The 21,845-nt window shown below is 57.2% G+C and carries 19 protein-coding genes; 8 read left to right on the plus strand and 11 right to left on the minus strand.

The features are described 5' to 3' along the window. Positions 1-15: 15 nt before the first annotated feature. The 8 genes from ACQR3R_RS06445 to ACQR3R_RS06480 all read right to left on the minus strand — a co-directional run bounded on the left by ACQR3R_RS06445 (position 16) and on the right by ACQR3R_RS06480 (position 9,582). Positions 16-993, minus strand: a complete 978-nt coding sequence (locus ACQR3R_RS06445) for a FecR domain-containing protein (RefSeq protein WP_428271182.1) — start codon at positions 991-993, stop codon at positions 16-18. After that, positions 994-1,509, minus strand: coding sequence for a sigma-70 family RNA polymerase sigma factor (locus ACQR3R_RS06450; protein WP_428271183.1), 516 nt, complete (start codon positions 1,507-1,509; stop codon positions 994-996). It lies immediately after the preceding gene. 85 nt (positions 1,510-1,594) lie between these two features. After that, positions 1,595-2,779, minus strand: coding sequence for an aminotransferase class V-fold PLP-dependent enzyme (locus ACQR3R_RS06455; protein WP_428271184.1), 1,185 nt, complete (start codon positions 2,777-2,779; stop codon positions 1,595-1,597). A 16-nt stretch (positions 2,780-2,795) separates the two neighbouring features. Then, entirely contained in the window at positions 2,796-4,040 is a 1,245-nt protein-coding gene (locus tag ACQR3R_RS06460) for an MFS transporter (RefSeq protein WP_428271185.1), read from the minus strand. A gap of 13 nt (positions 4,041-4,053) precedes the next feature. After that, the gene (locus tag ACQR3R_RS06465) at positions 4,054-5,904 is read right to left on the minus strand and encodes an IucA/IucC family protein (RefSeq protein ID WP_428271186.1); all 1,851 of its coding nucleotides are present in this window, start codon (positions 5,902-5,904) and stop codon (positions 4,054-4,056) included. A gap of 36 nt (positions 5,905-5,940) precedes the next feature. Continuing rightward, positions 5,941-7,101, minus strand: coding sequence for an NAD/NADP octopine/nopaline dehydrogenase family protein (locus ACQR3R_RS06470; protein WP_428271187.1), 1,161 nt, complete (start codon positions 7,099-7,101; stop codon positions 5,941-5,943). Between the two features lie 28 nt (positions 7,102-7,129). Continuing rightward, complete coding sequence (locus ACQR3R_RS06475) at positions 7,130-8,173, minus strand: pyridoxal-phosphate dependent enzyme (protein ID WP_428271188.1); 1,044 nt, start codon at positions 8,171-8,173, stop codon at positions 7,130-7,132. 14 nt (positions 8,174-8,187) lie between these two features. Further along, the gene (locus ACQR3R_RS06480) at positions 8,188-9,582 is read right to left on the minus strand and encodes a hypothetical protein (protein ID WP_428271189.1); all 1,395 of its coding nucleotides are present in this window, start codon (positions 9,580-9,582) and stop codon (positions 8,188-8,190) included. 611 nt (positions 9,583-10,193) lie between these two features. Between ACQR3R_RS06480 and ACQR3R_RS06485 the strand changes: the two genes are divergently transcribed. From ACQR3R_RS06485 to ACQR3R_RS06495, 3 genes are all read left to right on the plus strand, one after another. Continuing rightward, a complete protein-coding gene (locus tag ACQR3R_RS06485; protein ID WP_428271190.1) occupies positions 10,194-11,084 on the plus strand; it encodes an aldolase/citrate lyase family protein in 891 nt (296 codons plus the stop codon). Positions 11,085-11,110: 26 nt separating this feature from the next. After that, positions 11,111-11,512 carry a ParB N-terminal domain-containing protein gene (locus ACQR3R_RS06490; protein WP_428271191.1) on the plus strand — a complete coding sequence of 134 codons (402 nt, stop codon included), beginning with the start codon at positions 11,111-11,113 and terminating at the stop codon, positions 11,510-11,512. A gap of 110 nt (positions 11,513-11,622) precedes the next feature. Then, positions 11,623-13,863 carry a TonB-dependent siderophore receptor gene (locus tag ACQR3R_RS06495; RefSeq protein ID WP_428271192.1) on the plus strand — a complete coding sequence of 747 codons (2,241 nt, stop codon included), beginning with the start codon at positions 11,623-11,625 and terminating at the stop codon, positions 13,861-13,863. A gap of 202 nt (positions 13,864-14,065) precedes the next feature. Here the strand turns inward: ACQR3R_RS06495 and ACQR3R_RS06500 are convergent, their stop codons facing one another. Beyond that, positions 14,066-14,467 carry a hypothetical protein gene (locus ACQR3R_RS06500; protein ID WP_428271193.1) on the minus strand — a complete coding sequence of 134 codons (402 nt, stop codon included), beginning with the start codon at positions 14,465-14,467 and terminating at the stop codon, positions 14,066-14,068. Positions 14,468-14,820: 353 nt separating this feature from the next. Here ACQR3R_RS06500 and ACQR3R_RS06505 point away from each other — a divergent pair, with 353 nt between their 5' ends. After that, positions 14,821-15,990, plus strand: coding sequence for an SIP domain-containing protein (locus ACQR3R_RS06505; RefSeq protein ID WP_428271194.1), 1,170 nt, complete (start codon positions 14,821-14,823; stop codon positions 15,988-15,990). A gap of 141 nt (positions 15,991-16,131) precedes the next feature. Here the strand turns inward: ACQR3R_RS06505 and ACQR3R_RS06510 are convergent, their stop codons facing one another. Next, complete coding sequence (locus tag ACQR3R_RS06510; RefSeq protein ID WP_428271195.1) at positions 16,132-16,788, minus strand: FCD domain-containing protein; 657 nt, start codon at positions 16,786-16,788, stop codon at positions 16,132-16,134. Between the two features lie 207 nt (positions 16,789-16,995). Between ACQR3R_RS06510 and ACQR3R_RS06515 the strand changes: the two genes are divergently transcribed. The 4 genes from ACQR3R_RS06515 (at position 16,996) to ACQR3R_RS06530 (ending at position 21,032) form a co-directional block, all read left to right on the plus strand. Continuing rightward, positions 16,996-17,877 (plus strand): fumarylacetoacetate hydrolase family protein, encoded by an 882-nt coding sequence (locus ACQR3R_RS06515; protein ID WP_428271196.1) that lies wholly within the window; start codon positions 16,996-16,998, stop codon positions 17,875-17,877. Then, the gene (locus tag ACQR3R_RS06520; RefSeq protein WP_428271197.1) at positions 17,874-18,659 is read left to right on the plus strand and encodes an alpha/beta fold hydrolase; all 786 of its coding nucleotides are present in this window, start codon (positions 17,874-17,876) and stop codon (positions 18,657-18,659) included. The genes ACQR3R_RS06515 and ACQR3R_RS06520 overlap by 4 nt, the downstream gene beginning before the upstream one ends. Positions 18,660-18,779: 120 nt before the next feature. Then, on the plus strand, positions 18,780-20,105 hold the full coding sequence (locus ACQR3R_RS06525; RefSeq protein WP_428271198.1) for an amidohydrolase family protein: 1,326 nt from the start codon (positions 18,780-18,782) through the stop codon (positions 20,103-20,105). 156 nt (positions 20,106-20,261) lie between these two features. Beyond that, entirely contained in the window at positions 20,262-21,032 is a 771-nt protein-coding gene (locus tag ACQR3R_RS06530) for a hypothetical protein (RefSeq protein ID WP_428271199.1), read from the plus strand. A gap of 3 nt (positions 21,033-21,035) precedes the next feature. Here the strand turns inward: ACQR3R_RS06530 and ACQR3R_RS06535 are convergent, their stop codons facing one another. Further along, the gene (locus ACQR3R_RS06535) at positions 21,036-21,842 is read right to left on the minus strand and encodes an FCD domain-containing protein (RefSeq protein ID WP_428271200.1); all 807 of its coding nucleotides are present in this window, start codon (positions 21,840-21,842) and stop codon (positions 21,036-21,038) included. Positions 21,843-21,845: the final 3 nt, after the last annotated feature.

A 21,845-nucleotide genomic window follows, 5' to 3' on the forward strand; every position in this document is an offset into this window, starting at 1 on the left:
CGATTTTTTTTCGGCTCAGGCGGGGGAGAGCATGACCCAGAAGCCATTCAAATGGCCGCTGACAAGAATCGGGTAGGTCTGGGCCAGCATGTTCAATGTGCGCTGGGTGTCGCTGATGGGATACGCGCCGGAAATGCGCAGGTTGGCAAGTGCAGGATCGAGGCGCACGAAGCCCCGGTGATAGCGCGTCAGTTCGTCGACGAAGTCGGCCAGTCGCATCTTGTCGGCCATCAACATGCCTTGCGTCCAGGCGCCGATATCGCGATTCGCGGCCGTGACCTGACCAAACGTGTGGGCAGAAAAATCGGTACGTTCGCCGGCATTGATGATCAGCGGTGTGCTCTGGTGGTTTTCCGCCAGCTCAACCCTCACTGCGCCTTCCAGCACTGCCAGGTGAGTGCGTGGTTGCAGTTCGCGAACGGTGAAGCGTGTACCCAGCGCCTGCATCAGACCCTGGCGGGTGCTGACCAGAAATGGCCGGGGCACCGGAGAAATATCCAGTGCGGTTTGCACCAGTATTTCGCCTTCGCGCAGATGAATGAGCCGTTGGTTGGCGTCGAACAGCACGTCGATGGCGGTGTCGGTATTGAGGATGATTGTCGAGCCGTCGGCCAGGGTCAGCTCGCGCCGTTGGCCAACGGCGGTGCGATAGTCGGCTGACCACTGCTGGGATTGCGCCAGTTTCCAGCTGCCCCAGCCGGCCGGCATGATCGCCAGAATCATCGCCAGTTTACCCAGCGCCGCACGGCGATCCGGGCTGCTTGGGCGATCAAGTGCCGACATCGCCAGTGACGGCGGCAGGCCACAGAGTTTGTTCTGCAACAACTGCGCCCGGGCCCAGGCACGACCGCGCTCGGGTGTACTGGCTTTCCAGCATTCCCACTCGGCGCGTTCAGCGTCACTTAATCCGCCTTCACTCAAGCGGATCAACCAGTCGGCCGCCTCCTCAAGGGTCTGGTAATCGAGGCGCGGCTCATTGCTATGTGTAAGCACTCACTCCACCAGCAACAGGCACTGCACGAAGGCCTGCTTCATGTAGCGTTTGACGGTGATCAGCGATACGCCCAGTTGCTCGGCGATGTCGTCGTACTTGAGGCCGCTGATCTGCGACAGCAGGAACGTGCGTTTGACCAAAGGTGGCAAGGCGTCAAGCATCGCGTCGATTTCGTGCAGGGTTTCCAGCACCATAAAACGCAATTCCGGCGAAGGCGCCTCCGGTGCAGGAACATGGGCGAGCGCGTCCAGATAAGCGCGCTCCAGGGCCTTGCGCTGATACCAGTTGACCAAAATGCCTTTGGCCACGCAGCTCAGGTACGCCCGTGGTTGTTCAATGACGGTGACTTGGGAGGCGAGGATGCGGGTGAAGGTGTCCTGCGCCAGATCCGCCGCGTCCATGGCGTTACCCAGTTTTTTTCTCAGCGTAGCGTATAGCCAGCCGTGATGGCCGCTGTACAGGGCTTCGATCGCGCGCAGGTGAGGGTCGTTGTTCGCTGGAAGGGGTTCGCTCATGGCTGCAGATTTTCATGCAATTGAGAAGTATTCCCAATGCTAGTTTACAAACCGACTGCGACGCAAGCGCCGATTCGAATCCCTTTCAGGCGTTCGGGAGCCGGCTCAGCGCTGCAATCATCGTGTCGATTTCGGCTTCGGTGTTGTACGCGTGGAGCGAGGCGCGGCTGACCTCCAGCAAGTCCCTGTTTTGCATATCAAGCAGGGTCGAACGGTACGTCGAGGTGCTGACGTTGATGCGTTTATCCTGGTCGGCCAGCCACTGTTGAACCTGCGCGGCGGTGCTGCCTCGATGGGTGAAGGTCACGATGCCTGAGTTGAGTGTGCCCAAGTCTCGCAGCGTGACCCCCGGAATGTCCGTCAGTCTCTGACGCAAGTCACCCGCCAATCGTTGAATTCGCAGCCACATCGGTTCGATGCCTTGGGCCAGCGCATACTCCACGGCGGCACCCAGGCCCAGTTTGGCGGCGACGTTGCACTCCCAGTTCTCGAAACGGCGCGCATCGGCGCGGATTTTAAACGTGTCGGATGTCAGTAGGGAGGCGGCATGCAGGTCAAGAAACGCCGGTTCCAGGTTCTGGCACAGAGATCTTTCGACATACAAAAAACCCATCCCGCGAGGCCCGCGCAAATATTTGCGGCTGGTGGCGGCGAGCATATGGCAACCGATTTTCTGTACATCAATCGGCATTTGCCCGACACCCTGGCAGGCATCAAGCAGAAACAGCACGCCGGCCGCGCGGGCGAGGGCGCCGATTTGCTCAATGGGCTGCACCGGTCCGCCGTTGGTGGCGATCACAGGCAAGGAGATCAGCGCGACGCGATCATCATCGAGCATGTCTTTCAGCGTCGGTAAACAGACCTGGCCGTATTCATCGTTGGGGATGACGCGGATTTCAATGCCGCGCTGCTGCTTCAGTTGCAGGTAAGGAATGTAGTTGCCCGCGTATTCGGTGGTTGAGGTGAGCACCACATCGCCGGCTCGCAGTGGCAATGAATAGAAGGCCATGTCCCAGGCGCGAGTCGCGTTTTCGATCACTGCGATTTCATCAGGCCTGGCATTGATAAGGCGACCGATGGCGCCATACACATTGTCCAGTTCGGTGGACTGCTCTGCGGCCGCTTCATATCCGCCAAGGCTCGCTTCGAGCTGAAGGTGGCGGGTCATGGTCTCGATCACTGGTGTGGGCATGAGCGCCGCGCCAGCATTATTGAAGTGGATCAGTTGCGCGACGGCAGGTGTGTCAGCGCGCAGTTGTTCAATGTTCAAAGCAAAGGCTCCTTGATCAATCGCCGGGTGGGGCAGCACTCGGCTGCATCGCTGCAGGCCAGTAACGCAGCGCGATAATCGGGATCAGCGTGACGACATAGGCCAGGCAAACGAACAGGTAGGTGTATTGCAAGCCATAAACCTGGCTGAGCAAACCACCGGCCGAGATGCCGGCAATCGATGCGAATTGCGCGGTGCCCTGGGCGATCCCCAGCACATGGCCCTGTTGCGAGCTGTCAGCGGTTTTCGAGATCAGCGCCATCAGCACCGGGGTCGTAGCCCCCAGCAATACACCCCAGATGAAGTAGACGACGACAAACACCACGGGATTGCGCGTGATACCCGCCACCGCGGTCAGCGCGATGCATCCGATGACGACGTAGGTAATACGCTGCAGGGTTTCCTGTTGGCTACGGTGTTCGAAGTAGCGCGACCAGGCCGTGGCCGAAAGAATGAAACCCAACGCCAGCAAGCCATAGCACAGGCCGACCACCGAGTTGCTGACCTCGAACACCGAGCTGACATACAGCGAGAAGGAGGTCTGTGGCAGCATGCGCGCGAGCAGCAAAATGCCCATCACGCCAAGCAACGACAGCAACGGCGAGCCTTGCCAGAGACTGCCTGAGCCACGTGCGGGGGTTGCCTTGTCCGCAATCGGGGCTTTCTTCACCGGCGGTACGTCCGGCAAGGTGACGGCGGCAATCACCGTACACACCGCGCACAACACCGCAGCGGTGATGTTGATCCAGAAAAACGTCGCGTAATCGAGGATCAATCCACCGAGCACCGCGCCTAGCAACGAACCAACGTTGGTCGAAATTTGCAGGATGGCGAACAGCCGCGCCCGCCGTGACGGGGCCTCTATGCTGACGCCATAAGCCTGGGCCGGGGCGATGTACCCGGCGAACGCGCCTTGCAGGAAACGCAGGATCAGAATGACCCAGATATCGCTGAACAGGGCCAGCCCGAGTTGGGTCAATGACAATCCGGCGAGGGCGCGGATCATCATCAACTTGTGGCCATAGCGATCACCGATGCGGCCCCAGAATGCACTGGTCAGAATAATGCCCAGCATGGGGCCGACGTATACGGCAATGCTGGCGAAGCTGAAAACCGACTCGGAGGACGCCAGCCCACGCAGGTGGACGGGCCAGAACGGCCCGCTCATTTCCATCGCGCCCATGGACACCAACTGGATCGCAAATAGAAGATAAATCAGGATTTTTACTCTTGAACCCTGGATGACACCTGCATGGGACATGAGTCGGCCTCGGTTAAGCGCTGGCGAGCGGATTGGTCAGGGTGTGCTGCAAACGATAGTTGGAGTACTGCATCAAGTGCATGCGCAACAACGAACGGGTGGGCCATGGATCTTCGACAAACGCCTTATGTTCGGTTTCCCATAGCGCCGGCGCGACACGATCGCGCACGGTCTCGAACGCGAGGTTGGTCTCTTCGCGCAAAACTTCCCACAACCGTGTGTTGTTCAATCCGTATTCCTTGGTCAGCCACAGGGCGATTTCATGCAGATGGGTGAGGAACGCTGCGTCGAGTACAAACATGCGGACCGGCTCGATATCCCCCGAGAATACCGTCGGCAGAATGCCTGGCTGCACATGAGGTTGCAGGCTGTAGCCACGCTCTTCCAGCAACGGCGCGTACGTGCGGCCATCGCCGAAATCGCGGATCAGCAGACTACGTGCTTTGCCGTCGGGGGAAAACAGCACCATGGTGTTTTGCTGATGCGCTTCAAGGCCGATGCCATAGAGCAGATAAATCGCCACCACCGGGTGGGTGACCACTTTGGCGTATGCGCGGAACCAGGTTTCAACCTGCCCAGCATTGGCCCGAATGCCATCGCGTTCGATCAGGTCGGTGAACAATGGGCGACCACTGCCTGGTAAACGAGTGAACAGCGACGCCACGGTAATCGGCAAGCAATCGTCACTGCGTTCGAACGCTGGCCGACTGGCGCGATAGACCACGGACAAATGACGGCCCGGATGATCGTCCTGAGTGACAGCGTTTTTGTACCGCACGCCGATTTCTTCAGGGAAGATCTCCAGGCGCCGGTCGAAGCCGTTCTCGGCGCGCAAGATCTTGCTGATCACCGTGCTGATGCGCGGCCCCATGTGAATCGACTTGGCCTGCAGGCTGCGCAGCTCGCTGGTCATCCACACCGCAATCGGCAATTTGATCAGCGGCGCGCATTCGTCCAGCACCGGCATCATCGTGCGGTACGACATGGTGGGCAGCGTCGCAAGGTCCGGGCCATCGGTGATCAGAATGCCTTCTTCGATTTCCGCCGCGAACGTCTTCAGCACGTAGGCCTGCAAATGCCACGCGTGAATCGGCAGCGGCAGCCACTGGGTTTCGTCCAGCCCTTTGTCGTTAAGCGAGGCCTTCCATTGTTCCCACTGCGCCGGGAAGTTGCTGGCGAACCAATCGTGGTAACTGGTGACGTGGGGCATGCTTTCGCTCTTTGCGTTGTCGGCGCGCAACGCGGCGATGCGCAGCGGTACTTGAGCGTTGAACTCGGGCGACAGTTGCTCGACTTCGGTATCGCTCAGTCCCGGGCGGGACTTCCATGTCGGGTAATACGGATGGCCTTCCAGCGAACCCCATTGGTCGAGCAGGATGGCGGCGTCCTTGGTCTTGGCGTGCTGGCGCAGGTAATCGGTGAAGCTGTTGAGCCCCTGGTCCTTGGCGGCTTGTTGCAGCCGGGCGTTCCATTGTTGGCGATGCTGACGGGCGTGGGCGTCGTTGGTCAGGCTGTTTTCGATGTCGGACTTGATCCCGGCGACGCCTGCGTCAGTGGGCTCGAAATCGAAGCTGTCGCGCAGCACATCCAGCATGTCCTGATGGCTGGTGATGACTTGGCGCAAGCCTTCGTCGGTCACCAGTATCACCTCACCGTCATTCACCACGGTGTCGGCGGGGCCTTTGGCAATGTCGGAGAAAAACAGGTGGGCGCGACCACCCTTGAGCGGGTAAGTGGCCTGATTTTTGTCGATGGAAAAGCTCAGGGCCGAACGGTCGAGGATGTTTTCCGCGAAAAGGCAGCGGACCAAGCGCCGCATGGCGTTTTTACGGGAGTAGGCGATCAGTGTCTTGAGGTCATCCATATCAGCGGTCTGCTCGTCGAAAATTGAATAAAGAGATCAAGCGGCGGCGCTTGCCGTGCGAGGCCATTGGCTTGGGAAGTAATCGAGTGCCGAGTCGCGCAGGCCTTGCATGTAGGCAATGCTCCACTGCAAGACTTCTTCGATGTAGGGCACCTTGAGGTCGAGGCGCTTGGCCATTTCCACCAGCAGCACCAGGCCATAGGCGACGTCTTCGTTGAAGGCACGGCTCTCGCGCTCAATCACGTAACCGGCGCGGTTGTCGGCGGCCGGCACCATCGGCGCAAGAATGTTGTTGTAGGCCTGATTGGTACGCAGAATCGACAGCATGCTGCTCTGGTCGCGAATCTGGTCGCCGTAGGCCTCGACGATTTCCTGTTTCAGTGATTTGACCGAGGACAGGTCGATGCCCATGCGCTGGCTGATGACTGTGCACAGGTCCTGGCTTTCCTGATCCATTCGCTCGAGGTAGTAGGCGCCAAGTTCCGGGCACTCGGTCCACCAGCACATGCGTTGCGGGAAGATCTTGCGATGCCACTGGCCGTAGGGGCCGATCAACCCGTAGATCACCGAGCTGTGCATGATCGGATTGCCCGGGGTCAGGGTGATTTCCAGGTAGTTGTCGAGCATCGTCACGCACGGGCCGTACAACCGGGACAGCCATTGCTGAAGCTGCAGACGGGAGGCTTGCGTCTCGCGGGCGTGGGTCGCCACATACAACTGGCTCTTGCCGCCACCCATTTTGATCGAGCGCCCCGCAATCAGCTCGAACGCGGTATGTGGCACATCCTTCATGCCCCAGATCACCAGGTTCGGACGATCGGGCAGGGTGGCTTCGGCCAGCCAGTCAAAACCGCAAAATCCGGGGATCGCGCCGATATACACCGGTTTGCTCCTGCTTAGATGTGGCGCGATGGCTTGCAGCGTTTGCGCACGGGCATGGGCGGGCACGGTGATGATGACGATGTCGGCATCTTCAACGGCAGTACAGGCATCGGTCGCTGCCCGATCCAGCCGAGCCTCCAGCGTCGAACCATCGGGCAACAACGCCTGCATGGGGGTTTTGCGAGCGTGCTGCTGGATGATGTCCAGATTGCTGGTGAGCATCGAAACCTGAACATTGGGCAGTTGCTTGAACAGGATGGCGTTGAGATGGCCGGTCCTGCCTCCACCACAAATGGCGACTTTCAACAGATTCATCGAGAAGCGTTCCTGTGTCGTGGGCGGGTCAAGCGACGCTCAATTGCAGCGGCGCGGAAGCGGATTCCAGCCATTGGCTCTTACCCAGCCAGGCATCGAGTTGTGGTGCGACGCTCGGGTCGAGCAGATCACGCTCCTGCAGCCATTTATCGTCAAACACGGTGTGCAGGTATTTCTCGCCGCCGTCGGCGATGGGCACCACCACGTTGCCGGTCAGCACGCCTTTGTGAATCAGCTCCAAAGCCTTGAAAATCGCACCGCCGGTCGAACCACCCACCAGCAGCGCGTGGTTGCGGGCGATGTAGCGGGCGGTTTCGAAAGCCTGGGAATCGGAGACCTGCACGCCCAGATCGATGCAGCTGTAGTCGAGCACCAACCCCACGGTGTCACCCGCCGGGGTGCCGGTGCCCGATTGATAGTAGGGATAGCCGGGATGGCCGAAGACGATGGAACCGGCCGGTTCGACCGCAACGGTTACGGTGTCGGGGTTATGCAGTTTCAAGCCGCGGGCGATGCCGGTCATCGATCCGCCGGTGCCGACACAACCGACATAGGCGCCGATAACTCCTTCGGCCTGGGCAATGGTTTCGCGAACGAACTCGCTGTAGCCGCCAGCATTGGCCGCGTTATCGGACTGATTCATGAACACGGCACCTGGAATTTCGCTGGCCAGTTCAGCTGCGAGTCGTTGGCGTTCAACGACCGCGACTTCGTCTTCGCGATAGGTGCCTTTCACGAACCGAATGTCGGCGCCGAGCGCTTTCATCACCGCGATCTTGTCTTGCGCGGCGTGATGATCGACCACAGCAATGAAATGCAGTCCGAATTCGACGGCGGTCATGGCCAGGCCGATCCCGGTGTTGCCGGAGGACGATTCGATCACCACGCCACCGGGTTTCAGGCGACCGGACTTGAGCGCGGCAAGCACCATGTTGCGCGCCATGCGATCTTTGATACTGCCACCGGGGTTGTTCTTTTCAATCTTGAGCAATAAGCGAGCATGGGTGTCCGGAACATCAATGCCCAACATCGGAGTATTACCAATAAGGTCTGAAACTTTATTTAATATCATCTTGATTGTTCCCTTTAGTAGTCAGGTGAAAACGCATAGTTACCTTCCGTACAACAGGTGGCCATCAACCGCCGGGGCAGGGGATGGCGATGAAATTCGTTCTCCAGCAAATCCATCTGATAGCCGGCGGTATTGACGTAGACCAACAAGTCGCCGGATTGAGGGGTTGTCGCAAAGTTGATCAGCCGATGAGTGATCACGTCATCGTCCAGGCAACTATGGCCGGCGATGTACGCCTGGCTCGGGGTGTTCGGGAGTTCGTGTGTGCCGATAAGGATCGGATCAACAAGGTATTCAGATGCAAACCATGTTTCGCAGGCGCTGAAACTACTGCCTTCTACAAACAGGACGGTCTTATTGTCGTTCAGCTTTTTTGTGCGGGTTATCCGGAATATGGAAATGGCTGCCTGGTCCACCAGGCAGCGCCCGGGTTCCAGTGCCAGGGTGATATGTTGCTCTCGCAAATAACTGGCAATCGAGCGGCCGGGTGATTGTTCAGCGTCGAGTAACAGGATCAGCCATTGCGTTGCGGTTAGTTCGCCACCATAAGGATAATAAGCGTCCGGCACTCGTTGGTTGTAATAGTGGCTGGGTTTATTATCGTTCTGCATAAACTGACGATAAGATTCAGTCTCGACATAACGAATCGGCAATCCGCCGCCTATATCGATCAGGCCGGGATTCAATCCCATTTCCCGAGCGGCGTCGACAAAGGCAGTCACCTCTCGAAAGGCTTTTACCCGCGACTCGTATCCATAACCACCGAGGTGGAAATGGAAACCTTCGAAGTGAAAAAAACCAGTCTGTTGCGTTAATCGAATCAGGCATTCGAGCAGGTCTTGCGCACCCATTCCAAAGCGGCTTGTTGAGCAGCTTTTGGGTCTGTAGCGCAGTAGAACCCTTGCGTTTACGGCGACTGGCTGCGCTTGGATCAACGTCTTCAGGTGATCGAACTCCTCCAGCGAGTCCACGCTTATCAGTGACCCTGCGTTGACGAGTGCCTGATGAAACGCGGCCGTTTTTGCCGGTCCCGTGGCGCATATTTTTGCCGCCGGCGTACCTGCCCGCAGCGCGGCTTCCAGCTCATGAATACTCGACACATCGACGCCGATTGCCGAATCTGCCGCAGCGCTAAGCATGCTCTGGGACTTATTTGCCTTGGCGCCGTAGAAGATCGCGTGAGGCACTTTGCATCGATTAAATACTGCCTGCAGTGCCTGCGTGTTTGATTTAAACGCATGGGGCCAAACAAGGTTTAGCGGCGAACCATGCTGTTTAACCAAGTCCATCAGCGTGCCCGGGAAGTTATTAATCAGCGTTGAAATAACCGGGTCGATCAGGGGTGTCAGCATGTGCGGTTGATAAACTTCTAATCGCTTTTCAACAGGTGGCGCATTTGTTGTAAGCATAGTTAACCCTTGGCGTCGAAAATAACGTCACCCTTGTTGGATCGATAACGAGTTGTTAACGATTAAGTTGGTCTTTTTTACTCGTCAGCGCCGAGTTTTCAAGCGTGCCGGAGGCGGGTGCCAAGCGAAATCCGAAGTTGATCCGCTCACGCGAGTCTTCATAAATGTCACGAAAAACAATTGCATGAGAACTCCCTCCCATCGGTGTGTACGGACGTTCTAACTGGCCACTCATTTGAAAACGGCTGCATGTAAGTGGCCAGTACCTGATGTTTAAGTGATATCACTGGCGTGTGCTTCCCGTGACACTGAGCGTGTGCTTTGAAACAAGGAAAGTTTCTGTTCGCGGCGTGAACCATATTGCTAACGCGAACGATTATCAAGTAAGGTTTTGAAATATTTTTAAATGAAGACCCGCGCAGGGCCACCACATGAACGTGTATTTACACGCTCAAGTACCCGTTCATCCGTACATAAATAAATCCCTTAAAACCTTGATCAATAAGGCGTTAAGGCGAATGCGAATAGTGCTGGCAAGGCGTTGAAAATCGCCGTTACCAGGCCTGGATTTTTTTAGAAAACACGACTGATTCACGTCAAGGAGTAACGCCATGAAACCCGAACCACTCCGTAGCAAAATCCCACTCTCGATCAGCTACCTGTTCGTGCCGGGTAATCGCCCCGAGCGGTTTTCCAAAGCCGTTGAAGCGGGGGCGAACGCAATCATTCTCGACCTTGAGGACGCCGTTCACCCAGACAGCAAAGCAGCGGCTCGTGCCGCCATCTGGGCCTGGCAGGAGAGCACACCGCAGGTTTCCTGCGAGCGTTACATCCGCCTGAACAGCGTCAGCAGCTCGCTGTTTCACCAAGACCTGAAATGGCTCGGCGACATGCGCTTTCCCGAACGTTGTGACGGAATTTTTCTGCCCAAGGCCGAAGGCCCCGAAGCGTTGGCGCGAGTGGTCGAGCGCTTGCTCGAATGGCAACCCCAGCTGAAGATCGTGGCGATTATCGAGACCGCCAAGGGGCTGCAACAGGTCGAGTCGATCGCGGCAATTCCGGGCCTGGCGCGGCTGGCGTTCGGCTCGCTGGATTTCTCGCTCGATATCAACTGCAGCCAGACGCCGGAGGCGTTTCTCTTAGCCCGCAGCCGCATCGTGCTGGCGTCGCGCTCGGCGGATCTGCCTGCACCAATCGACGGCGTCACGCCGGCGATCAGCGATCTGGCGGTGGTCACCAGCGACTCGCATTACGCTCGCTCGCTGGGGTTCGGCGCCAAGTTGTGTATCCACCCCTCGCAACTGGTTTCGGTGCAGCGCGCTTTCCTGCCGGATTCGCGCCAACTGGCGTGGGCCGACAGGGTGATGAGGGCCGTCGCCACGGGCAGTCATGCGGTGCAAGTGGATGGCGAAATGGTCGACTTACCGCTGATTGAACACGCGCAACGCCTGCTCGATGTGGCCAGCCAATACGCGCCGGTTGCCCGTGCCGATGCCTGCTGAGTGCCCGGCGAATCAGGAGAATAACCATGAAGCATGGGTATCAGATTGCGTTGCGGCCGTTGTGCGAAGTGCTGCAATCGGAGCAGGTCGACCCGGCCAACGTGGCGATGTTGCGCGAGTCGATTATCCGTGCCGGGCATTGGCTGGAGCCGATCATCGTCGAGCGCTCGCTGGGCATCGTGATGGACGGCAATCACCGCTTCAACGCGGCGTTGCAGTTGGGCTTGAAACGCGTGCCGTGCATCCAGCTCGATTACACCGATCCGCGGGTGTGCGTGCGGCATTGGCAGACCGGGCAGGCGTTCGAAGTGGCGTGGATTTTCACCACGATCGCCCGTGGCGAGATCTTTCCCTACAAAACCACCCGGCACGCGTTTGACCCCGCGTTGCCGCGGGTTTCTGTCCCGCTGGAACGCCTGTATGCCTGACCCAAACCTGGCCACATCAAAAAAACTTTACGGAGGGTGATACTTTTTCGCAGATCGACTGGCAATAGGAGTGATTACCATTTTCTTTTGTCGAGAAGGATCTACACGTCATGCCTGTTGTCAGTCGTCCTTGCGGTGAGCGCTTGTTAACGCTCGCCATTCGCACCGCCATGCTCAATTTTGTTTTGGTCGCAGGAAGCGCCAACACCTGGGCCGCGAGCCCCGAGCAACAAGAGCTTGCCACCGACCAGAGTTCGAACATTGCGCCAGCGATGCCAACCGACGACAGCCCTCAGGCGCTGACGCTCGACACAACCAATGTCAACGCCCATTACAACGGCCCGACTGCATTGCCCGGGGTGCTCGCCGGTGGCCAGGTCGCGCGGGGTGCCCGGTTGGGCATGATGGGCAACAAGGATGTAATGGACACCCCGTTCAGTGTCACCAGCTACACCGCCAAGACCCTGGCCGATCTGCAAACTGTGACCGTGGCCGATGCACTGGAGCGTGACCCTTCGGTACGCTCCACCGGTCAGACGGGCGGCATTGTCGACTCGTTTTTCATTCGTGGCTTTCCTGTCGGTGAAGGCAACCTGGGGGAGTTGGCGTTCGATGGGGTGTACGGCGTCGCGCCCAATTACCGGGTGTTCACCGAGTACGCCGAGCGCGTGGAAGTCCTCAAGGGGCCGGGCGCGCTGATGTACGGCATCTCGCCGAACAGCGGCGTCGGCGGTGTGATCAACATCGTTCCCAAGCGTCCGTTGGACGAAGACCTGACCCGGGTGACCACCAGCTACGCCTCGGATTCGCAAGTGGGCGGTCATCTGGACCTCAGCCGACGCTTCGGCTCGGAAAATCAGTTCGGCGTGCGCTTCAATGGCAATCTGCAAGGCGGCGATACCGCCGTTGACGATCAACACCGGGACGTTGGAATCGGCGCCATTGCGCTCGATTATCGTGGCGAGCGCTTGCGCTTGAATCTGGACTACATCAGTCAGAAAGAAAGCTATGAGGGCGCCTCAAGACCCTTCACCATCGCCCCGGGCGTCGATGTGCCTTCCGCGCCGAATGGCCGCACCAGCCTGCCACAGAAGTGGGGATGGTCAGACACCAAAGAGCAGTCGGCGTTGCTCGGTGGCGAATATGACCTGAGCGACACGCTTACGGTATTTGCCCATGCCGGTGGCGGCAAATCGGACGTCAAGCGGATGTCCGACCAGGTACCGAGAATCCTCAACGAGGCCGGTGATACCTCCAACATTCCGGGTTACTACAAATTCAACGTCGATCGCTCGACGGCCGATGTCGGCGTCCGCGGTGTTTTCGCTACAGGTCCGATTACTCACACGACCACGCTGATGGCGACGCGGTACCAGGATGAACTGTCCCGAGGGATCAACAACGGTACCGAAATCCGTTCGAACATTTACCACCCGATTGATGCGCCCAAGCAATACATCAACTCGCCGAAGGTATTGCGCATATCCGAATCGGATCTGTCCGGCGTTGCGTTGACTGACACCTTGTCCATGCTCGATGACCGCTTTCAGTTGACCCTCGGTGTACGTCGTCAGGACATCGAATCACGCAACTACAACGCCGCAGGTTCGGTCAGCTCGAAATACAACGACAGTGCCACGACGCCACTGGTCGGCGTGGTGGTCAAGCCCTGGGAAGATGTCTCGCTCTACTACAACTATGTTGAAGGCTTGAGCAAAGGAGACATCGCACCGGGCACGGCGGCCAACGCCGGTGAGACGTTCGCCCCCTACGAATCGAAGCAACATGAACTCGGCGTCAAATATGAACACGGTACGTTCATGACCACGCTGGCGTTGTTCCAGATCGAGAAACCGAGTGGTGAAGTTGGCGTGGGCAACGTGTTTTCGGTGCAGGCCGAACAACGCAACCGCGGTATCGAGTTGAGCATGTTTGGCGAAGTGGCGCCGGGCACGCGCTTGATGGGCGGCGTGACGGTGCTTGACGGCAAACTGACCGACTCGGCCACGGCGGCCAACCGCGGCAATAAACCGGTGGGTGTGCCAGACGTGCAAGCCAACCTTTGGGCCGAATGGGATACACCCTGGCTTGAAGGCTTCACCCTAACTGGTGGTGCTATTTATACCGACAGCCAATACGTTAATCAGGCCAATACCCAAGAGCTGGATTCCTGGACCCGATTCGACGCCGGTGCGCGTTATGCCACCAAGATCGAAGGCCGGCCGACGACGTTCCGGGCCACTGTGCAGAACGTGTTTGATCGTGAGTACTGGTCGGGCGTTGCTTCCTACGGTGCATTCTCCCCGGGCTATCCGCGGACCTTGCAACTGTCGGCCACTGTCGATTTCTGACGAACGCGCGAAGGGTTGCTACGCCAGACGCAGCAACCCTCTCTCAACATGGCGAAAAGGGAGTTTCGCCTGTTGAGCAACTCAGGTTCTGGGTTAGTAATTGCACCATCAGCGTTTCGGACAGCGACCCTTCAGTTGGCGTTCGTCTGCTCGAAGCCGCCGAGAGCTACCGTATCGCCGACGGTAGCGCGGGAGGCCAGACTCAGGAAACCCAGGACTTGATATCTGAAATCAGTTCTGCGGTTACCTGTTCGGCTGCCTCGAATGAAGCCATCGCTGTGTACAGAACATTAAATCCGCGTGATCGCTTGGCCATGTCATCCGCGTTCGCCGCGCGCTCCTCAGCAGAGGGCACAATTGCAATCATGGCTGCACACCGCCCAGGCAGCAGATGGCGGTGTTTCTTGAACCAGATGCCTCGAGTGCGAAAATCTTCGTCCGTTTCGTTAAGTGTCCCTGGCTCGAATGCAACCACGAACAGGCGGTTGCTATCGAGCAGGGCATCCATTTCTTTGCCCCATTGTTCAGCATAGCCAGGCAGGCAGTGATCGGAGCGCAGCGCCACAAAAGGAAATTCAGACACGTCGTGCAAGTAAAAACCCATGATATCTCCCGAGGCTGACAGGCCTCGTAAAACCGGTAATGCATAGATCCTAACATCCCATCTTTGTGTTGGTCGATGAGATTTATTCTCAGTTGATCAAGGGTCTTTCCTTTCAAGTAGAGGCGCATGAAATTCAAAGTCCGGCTGACTGTTTAAGAATATATCTCATTGTCGAGCTAAACATGGGATGTTAGGATCATCCCAGTCAGCATGGATTATTGATAGGGTCCCGCAGGCTCAGATTCGGTCAGCAAGTCTGTGAAGCCGTGGGCCGGTATTTGTAATCAACGCTTAAGCAGCGAGAGCTGCGAACTCTCCGTGGCAAAGCGCCTCGGCTTATTGTGGGTATGAACATGGCCAGAATGATCTTTTCCATCAACCAGTGCTCGCCCATTGAACTGCGTTTGCTTAAGGCGCTCAGGGCGTTGAATTGGGAGGGCAGCTGGCCAGCTCAGGCCGGTTTTTTTCTTGAAGAAATGGGCCTGAACTCGGCCCAGGCATTCGTGTTTGCTGACCTTGTGGCTACCATTGTCACGGCAGATCCTGACTTTTATTTGTTGGGTCCTTTATCTCCTTATGTTTCGCGCGACGAGCTTAATTTACTAGCCGTTTTGGGCCGCGCCTCACGCAAGTCCGGCTACAACGCGGACCCAGTCGCTTGTGACTTGACGCCCGTGTTCAGGAATCTGGTGGACAGTTGCGGGGCAGCGCTGAGAAAGGCGCAGATCAAGATGAGGACTCGCTCGCCGTTGCAAACAGGAAGAATCGTGCCGGGTGCCGCGTCGCAGGTTTTGCAGTTCCAGGACGACAAAACGATTCGTAAGGTAAAGGTCATCTCGGTGCACAAGCCTACTGCGCAAGTACGGCGGATCGTTCTGGGTGGGCACTCGCTCAAGTCGTTCGACACTGACCTGCCAGCGCAATGGGTGAAAATCTTCCTGCCCGATGGAACCGCGCAGCCAGTAGGGCGTGCCTTCACGATTCATACGTTTGACGCTGTCAAAAAAGAGCTCACTTTTGATATCGCCTTGCACGAAGGCGGCCCCATGTCAGATTGGGCATTGACGGCAGAGGCGGGCAATGAATTACAGCTCGCGGGGCCGAGGGGCGGTTTTAAAGGGGTAACGCCTGGATCTTGGTTACTGATGGCCGCGGATGAAACGGGCTTGCCAGCGATTGCCGCCATTATTCGTCAGTTGCCAGTTGATCTGGATGTTCACGTGTTCGTCGAGGTCTCGGATGAGACCGAGAGGCAGTTGCTAGCGATCCGGCCTAACGTTCGGGTGCGCTGGATCTACCGAAATGGTTGCGCAACGCAGGAACCCGAAACCCTCAGTGAAGTCCTGCGCTACAGTCCGCTTCCGACGACGGAGGGCGATGCGTGGATCGCCGCCGAAGCGTCAGTGATTCGAAGTATTCGCACTCAGCTACTGCGTGATCGTGGCTTTGAACTGGGCCGGGTGCAGGCGGCCGGTTACTGGAAACGAGGCGAGCAGGACCATCGAGACCTGGCCGCCGGCTAACAAAATATCGGGGTTTGAACCCAGGCGTACTCATGGTGCTGGCGCCCACCAAGATAGTGCCTGATCTATCGCCAACCGGTGCAGTGACGTCGATTTCACCAAACAAGCCCCGAACCACTGGGTGTGCCTTACCGAAAGGTTCTAGTTGCGACCGAACAGGTTGCGCTGGACCTGTAACAGGTGAGCTTCGATCAGATCGCGTGAGAGCTTCTCGTCGCGGTCGCGCAGGGCATCGACAATTGCCCGATGCTGCTCTTCGTACTGACTGCGCCGTTCGGGGGTCAACGAATTTTTCTTCAGGCGACCCCATTCACCTTCTTCGCGGATTTGCGTGGTGAGCTCAAGGATTTTCAGGAAGAGGCTATTGTGAGTGGCTTCAGCAAAAGCCTGGTGAAGGGCGCCATCCCAATGCTCGAACTCCTCAATGGTGGTGGCGGCTTCCGAACGGATGATGCACTCGTCCATCTTCTCGAAGTCCGTTGCCGTGGCATACCGAACGATCAGGCTGGGCATCTGGGTTTCGATCAGAAGACGCGCTTCCATCAACTCTGCGGGGCTAGTCTGCACGGCCGAAATACGGTGCTCACTGACGGGCGCCACCAAGCGCACATTCTCGGAAACAAAGGTGCCGCTGCCTACAGTTTGAGTGATCAGCCCCATTTCCTTGAGATTGGACAGCACGCGCCTGACAGAACCCCTGGACGCTTGAAAGGATTCACTCAGTTCTCTTTCAGCAGGTAATTTTTGTCCTGCCGCCAGTCGGCCGCTCTCGATCTCTTCGACCAGGTATTTGGCCAAGCTCCGTGCGCCATCGGCACGAACGGACTTTTGAGCCACTGCTTCACTCACACTGAAAGCCTTTCTGTATGGAGGGGTAAGGGGGTATTAGAGAGAAAGGTATACCAATTGGTCTAATGCTGCAAAAAAATGGTTGCATTGGTTCTTGTGTGGTCCTATATTTTGTTCCAGTTGAACCAAACATAGACCGTAAGAGGACCAATAACAATGAAACTCGCAACCATTGAAAACGCCGCCGGCGAACTGTCTGTTGTACTCGTGAATAGCGAAACCGAACGCTTCTGGCCTGTTTCCGAGCTGATCTCCGGCTTCGCGGGTGACATGAACCAATTGGTACTACAGTGGGATCAGCTGAAGTCTGATCTGGTACCGAGCGGTGAGGGTCAATCGCTGGAAGATGTGACGCTTAAGGCGCCGCTGCTGCCGCGTCGCAATCTGTTCTGCGTGGGTAAGAACTATCACGAACACGCTGCAGAGTTCAGCAAGTCGGGTTTTGACCACAGCGCTAAAGAAGGCGAGATCGCACCTGAATTCCCGGTCGTCTTCACCAAGACCCCAGACACCGTCATTGCCACCAATGACAAAATCCCTCGTCACGCTGATGTGACCGACCAACTCGACTATGAAGCCGAGTTTGCCGTGATCATCGGTAAAGGTGGGCGTGGCATCTCTAAAGCCGACGCCTACGCTCACGTATTTGGCTACACCATCGTCAACGACATGACCGCCCGTGACCTGCAGAAAAACCACCGTCAATGGTTCCTGGGCAAGTCCCTTGATGGCTTTGCACCGATGGGCCCATGGATTTCCACCGTTGACGAAGTCAATGTCACTGATGCAACCATTCAATGCTGGGTCAATGGCGAGCTGCGTCAGAACTCCAATATCGGTCAACTGATCTTCGACATCCCTCATCTGATCGAAACCATTTCGGCAGGCATCGAACTCAAGCCGGGTGACGTGATCGTGACCGGTACTCCAATGGGCGTGGGCATCGGCTTCACTCCGCCACGCTTTCTGCAGTCGGGTGATGTCGTACGTATCGAAATCGCCGGTATCGGCGCTCTGGAGAATGAGGTGGCAGAGTGACTACCCAGATCCTGAATGGCATTGCCGTCGAGGTTTCAGGGGAGGGCAGCCCACTGTTGTGTATTCATGGCTTGGGTGGCTCTTCCAACACCTGGACCTCCGTTTTGCCAGCCTTTGAAGGCTTCAAGGTTATCCGCTTCGACCTTCCTGGCAGTGGACGCTCCGCATTGGGCAGTACTGCTCTCTCAATCGAGCTTTATGTGCAGACGGTTGAGCAAGTTCTGGAGGCGTTGGGCGTCGACAAGGTTCATGTTGTCGCGCACTCGATGGGCACAATCGTCGCGGCACATTTTGCTGCACGACATCCCCAAAGGATCAACAGCCTGGCGTTGTTTGGTCCGCTGCTTGCGCCCCCTGATGCCGGTCGCGCCGGTATCAAGGCGCGGGCCGATCTAGCTCGCAGCGGCGGTGTCGAGGCAATGCAGGAAATTGCCGACGCGATCGTAAAAGGCGCCACAGCCCGGCAAACCAAAGACAGCCAACCTGCGGTTGTCGCTTTGGTGCGCGAATGCATCATGCGTCAACCTGCCGAGGGCTACAGTCAGAGTTGTGAGGCTTTGTCGAAAGCCCAGCCCGCCGCCATCGAGAACATCACTGCGCCGGTGCTGTTGGTGACCGGAGACCAGGATGGGGTCGCACCCGTGGCGGCTGTCGAAGCCTTTACGGGTCGTCTGGCCAACGGCCGCATGGTGACGTTCGAGGCGTGTGGACACTGGACCACGTTTGAAAAGCCAGAGCAATGCATGGCCGAGCTCAAGCAGTTCTATCAGTCAATCGCGTGATCGTCGTGGCGGTCGGACTTCGCCTGAGTCCGACCACCATGATTTAAACAGGAGAGTCACTACAGCTGCCCAACCGTTTCGGCGCTGTGTAACCCTGACAAAAGATTTCGGAGAATTCAGATGCATAACAATAAGATTGCATTCACGAATGTCACCATTTTCGACGCAAGCGGTGACAAGCCTTACAAAGGCAGCCTGCTGGTTGAGGACAATCGCATCAAGCGGATTGTCCGGGGCAATGCCAAGCTTCACGACCTCGATGCGCAAACCATCGATGGAAAGGGCGCATTTTTGATGCCCGGTATGACCGAAGCGCACACCCATTTTTCATGGAATGACCAGCCTTCACTTGCCGCCATCCAGATGATGCCACCCGAAGAGCATATCCTTTGGTGCGTCAGCGTCGCCAAGCGCTATCTGGACATGGGATGGACCTCTTGCATCGGTGCTGCAGCCGCGAAGGCGCGTCTTGATGTTGTGCTGCGTAACGCCATCAACTCGGGTCAATTTCCAGGCCCACGCTACCTTGCGGGTAGCCAGGAAGTTTCGACCATCGGGGCGCTGGGGGACAATACGCTGCCGCACCTGCCATTTCCCGAGCTCAACTTCGGCGCGTTGTGCTGTGGCCCTGAAGAGATCCGCAAAACCGTGCGGACGTTCATCAAGTACGGCGTCGACCACCTGAAAATCAACCTCTCTGGCGAGTACATTGCCGGTATTGCGGCGGAGACTTCGCCGTTCGCCGAGGAAGAAATCGCCATGCTGGTGTCCGAGGCCAAGCGTTTCGGTAAACGCGTCGCTGCGCATGCGCGCTCGGCGGAATCGGTCAAGCAGTGTGTGCGTTACGGCATCGACATGATCTACCACGCCAGCTTCGCGGACGAAGAGGCCTTGGATATGCTCGAAGCCAACAAGGAAAAGCACTTCGTCGCGCCTGGTCTGGCCTGGTTGATCCGTACCACCTACCACGCCTCTGACTACGGTATTACCCCGGCGATTGCGGAAAAAATGGGTTACAAGCGCGAGCTGGAAGCGGCCTGCGAAACCCTGCAAAAAATGCACAAGCGGGGTATTCGGGTCTTGCCCGGCGGTGACTATGGGTTTGCCTGGATGCCTCACGGCACCAACGCCATGGACCTCGAGTACTTCACCACCTATCTGGGCATGACCAACATGGAAGCCCTGATCGCGGCGACTCGTTACGGTGGTCAGATCATGATGCAGGGCGGTGAACTGGGCCAGATTAAAGAGGGATTTCTGGCTGACTTGATGTTGGTCACCGGCAACCCGCTTGCAGATATCAAGGTGCTGCAAGACCCTGAAAAAATCGCGCTGGTCATGAAAGACGGCGCTGTGCACAAAAGCTCTTTTGCGATCCAGCCTCCGAGAGCCGTCGTCCATCGCCTGCCTGTCCATAAAACCTCAAGGACAGCAGCGCACTCCTGATCCAGGGCGCCTCAGGGCGCCTTGATTCAATTCATCAGGTAAACCGGCACTGATCACATGATCAGGGTCTTGAAACTCCTTTGCCTAAAGCTCGCCGATCTCTTCTGCGTGCGGCGTAGCTGTGTGTCTCCATAAAAACAACAATCGAGATAGACCATGAAAAAAGTAATAATTCCCGCTGCAGTGCTGTGTGGTTTCCCCGTGTGCTCGTACGCTGCTGACTTCCTCGAATTCAATATCAACGTGCTCAGTGTCATGGCCACGGGAAACTCCAAGGCTGATCCCATTCTTGGAACGGGTACATCAGACAAAAACCTGACGACCTACCAGTTTGAACACTTCAGTACCTTCAAGTACGGCGATATTTATCTGGATGCGGAGTTGTACAAAGGTGATGACGTAGGAGGAGAGGGCGCTGCTTCCGGTGGCTCAGGCAAAGACTCTCAGAACTTGCTGGTCGCCAACCCAAGGCTAAGCCTGGGCAAGATGACAGGCCGCTCGTTTGCATTTGGGCCAGTGACCGATGTATCGCTGATCGCCCGTTGGGAAGACGCCAGCTATGGCGATTTCCGTTCAAGAAACTACGGACTTTCGCTCAACTTCGACGTACCTGGATTCGCCTATTTTGAGTCGGGGTTGTTGCAACGCACCACTAATTACAACGACCCGACCTGGCTGTGGCGCTCCTACCTGATCTCAAAGCCTTGGGACATTGCAGGTCAGCAGTTCAACTTCACGTTGTTGTCATTGATCAACGGTACAGATCACAACGGCACGGAGTATTTCACACGCCCCGAGGTGCTGTGGCACGTTGACAAAGCCGGCGCCTTTCAATTGGGTGTAAGGGTTGAGACCCATAATTATGAGATTGGCGGAGACCGCTACGAGCGAATCTCTCCTAACATCATTTTCAAATGGTTCATGTAACGGTTACTTCCAGAACGTAGCGCCGATTCGATTGATCCACTTGGCATTGCCCGGGCCTGTGCCCAGCAACGCGTCGAGTTTATCGATCAGCGGCACAAGCATGTTGCGCGCCGCGAAGGCGGCAGCCTCTTCGTCACCTGCAACGATCGCATCGAGGATGGCGTGGTGATCAGCGAGGCTTGGCTCTGGAAGATCAGCATCTGAAAAAATGCTTTTTGTATGGCTGTGAATAGAGGCGGTGAAATAGGCATACAGCGCCTGCAAGGCATCATTGTGTGAAGCGGTTGCGATCGCGACATGGAAGTCGCGGTCACGATCCAGGAAGTCGTCGAGAATGCTTTCAGGCGTGTACTCACCGCGAACGTCGAGGGCGGCCTTGAGGCGCGCGATATCTTCAGGGGTACGACGCCGGGCAGCAAATCGAGCCGCCTCGGACTCCAGCAGGCATTGCAATTCTATGTGGTCGCGCAGACCGGAGCGGTTCAGCTTGCTGACCGTTTGGGCAGGGTCAAGCTCACGACGCACATAGGTCCCATCGCCTTGGCGAACCTCCAGCATGCCCGAGTGCGAAAGCACGCGTATTGCTTCCCGGACGGTATTGCGCCCAACCGCGAATTGTTCGGCGAGCTCCGCTTCCTTGGGAATGCACTCACCGACCTTCCAGACGCGCTGATCGATCAGCGAACGAATGGTTTCAATAGTGGATTCAACCAAAGAGAGGCGCGGGACGGGGGTTTGACCGGGTTTTGCCATTAATTGATTCTCGACTGACGCAATAGATCCTGAGATCCCATGTTTTCCATTATACACAGA

Origin of the sequence: Gordonia sp. IEGM753 (assembly GCF_050321825.1) — a bacterium.
Lineage (GTDB): Bacteria > Pseudomonadota > Gammaproteobacteria > Pseudomonadales > Pseudomonadaceae > Aquipseudomonas.

Excerpts from the sequence above, each read along its gene's own strand:
- ACQR3R_RS06450 (WP_428271183.1), bottom strand. The coding sequence starts at position 1,509 with ATGAGCGAACCCCTTCCAGCGAACAACGACCCTCACCTGCGCGCGATC.
- ACQR3R_RS06460 (WP_428271185.1), bottom strand. The coding sequence starts at position 4,040 with ATGTCCCATGCAGGTGTCATCCAGGGTTCAAGAGTAAAAATCCTGATT.
- ACQR3R_RS06465 (WP_428271186.1), bottom strand. The coding sequence starts at position 5,904 with ATGGATGACCTCAAGACACTGATCGCCTACTCCCGTAAAAACGCCATG.
- ACQR3R_RS06485 (WP_428271190.1), top strand. The coding sequence starts at position 10,194 with ATGAAACCCGAACCACTCCGTAGCAAAATCCCACTCTCGATCAGCTAC.
- ACQR3R_RS06480 (WP_428271189.1), bottom strand. The coding sequence starts at position 9,582 with ATGCTTACAACAAATGCGCCACCTGTTGAAAAGCGATTAGAAGTTTAT.
- ACQR3R_RS06475 (WP_428271188.1), bottom strand. The coding sequence starts at position 8,173 with ATGATATTAAATAAAGTTTCAGACCTTATTGGTAATACTCCGATGTTG.
- ACQR3R_RS06470 (WP_428271187.1), bottom strand. The coding sequence starts at position 7,101 with ATGAATCTGTTGAAAGTCGCCATTTGTGGTGGAGGCAGGACCGGCCAT.
- ACQR3R_RS06500 (WP_428271193.1), bottom strand. The coding sequence starts at position 14,467 with ATGGGTTTTTACTTGCACGACGTGTCTGAATTTCCTTTTGTGGCGCTG.
- ACQR3R_RS06490 (WP_428271191.1), top strand. The coding sequence starts at position 11,111 with ATGAAGCATGGGTATCAGATTGCGTTGCGGCCGTTGTGCGAAGTGCTG.
- ACQR3R_RS06495 (WP_428271192.1), top strand. The coding sequence starts at position 11,623 with ATGCCTGTTGTCAGTCGTCCTTGCGGTGAGCGCTTGTTAACGCTCGCC.
- ACQR3R_RS06525 (WP_428271198.1), top strand. The coding sequence starts at position 18,780 with ATGCATAACAATAAGATTGCATTCACGAATGTCACCATTTTCGACGCA.
- ACQR3R_RS06515 (WP_428271196.1), top strand. The coding sequence starts at position 16,996 with ATGAAACTCGCAACCATTGAAAACGCCGCCGGCGAACTGTCTGTTGTA.
- ACQR3R_RS06505 (WP_428271194.1), top strand. The coding sequence starts at position 14,821 with ATGGCCAGAATGATCTTTTCCATCAACCAGTGCTCGCCCATTGAACTG.
- ACQR3R_RS06530 (WP_428271199.1), top strand. The coding sequence starts at position 20,262 with ATGAAAAAAGTAATAATTCCCGCTGCAGTGCTGTGTGGTTTCCCCGTG.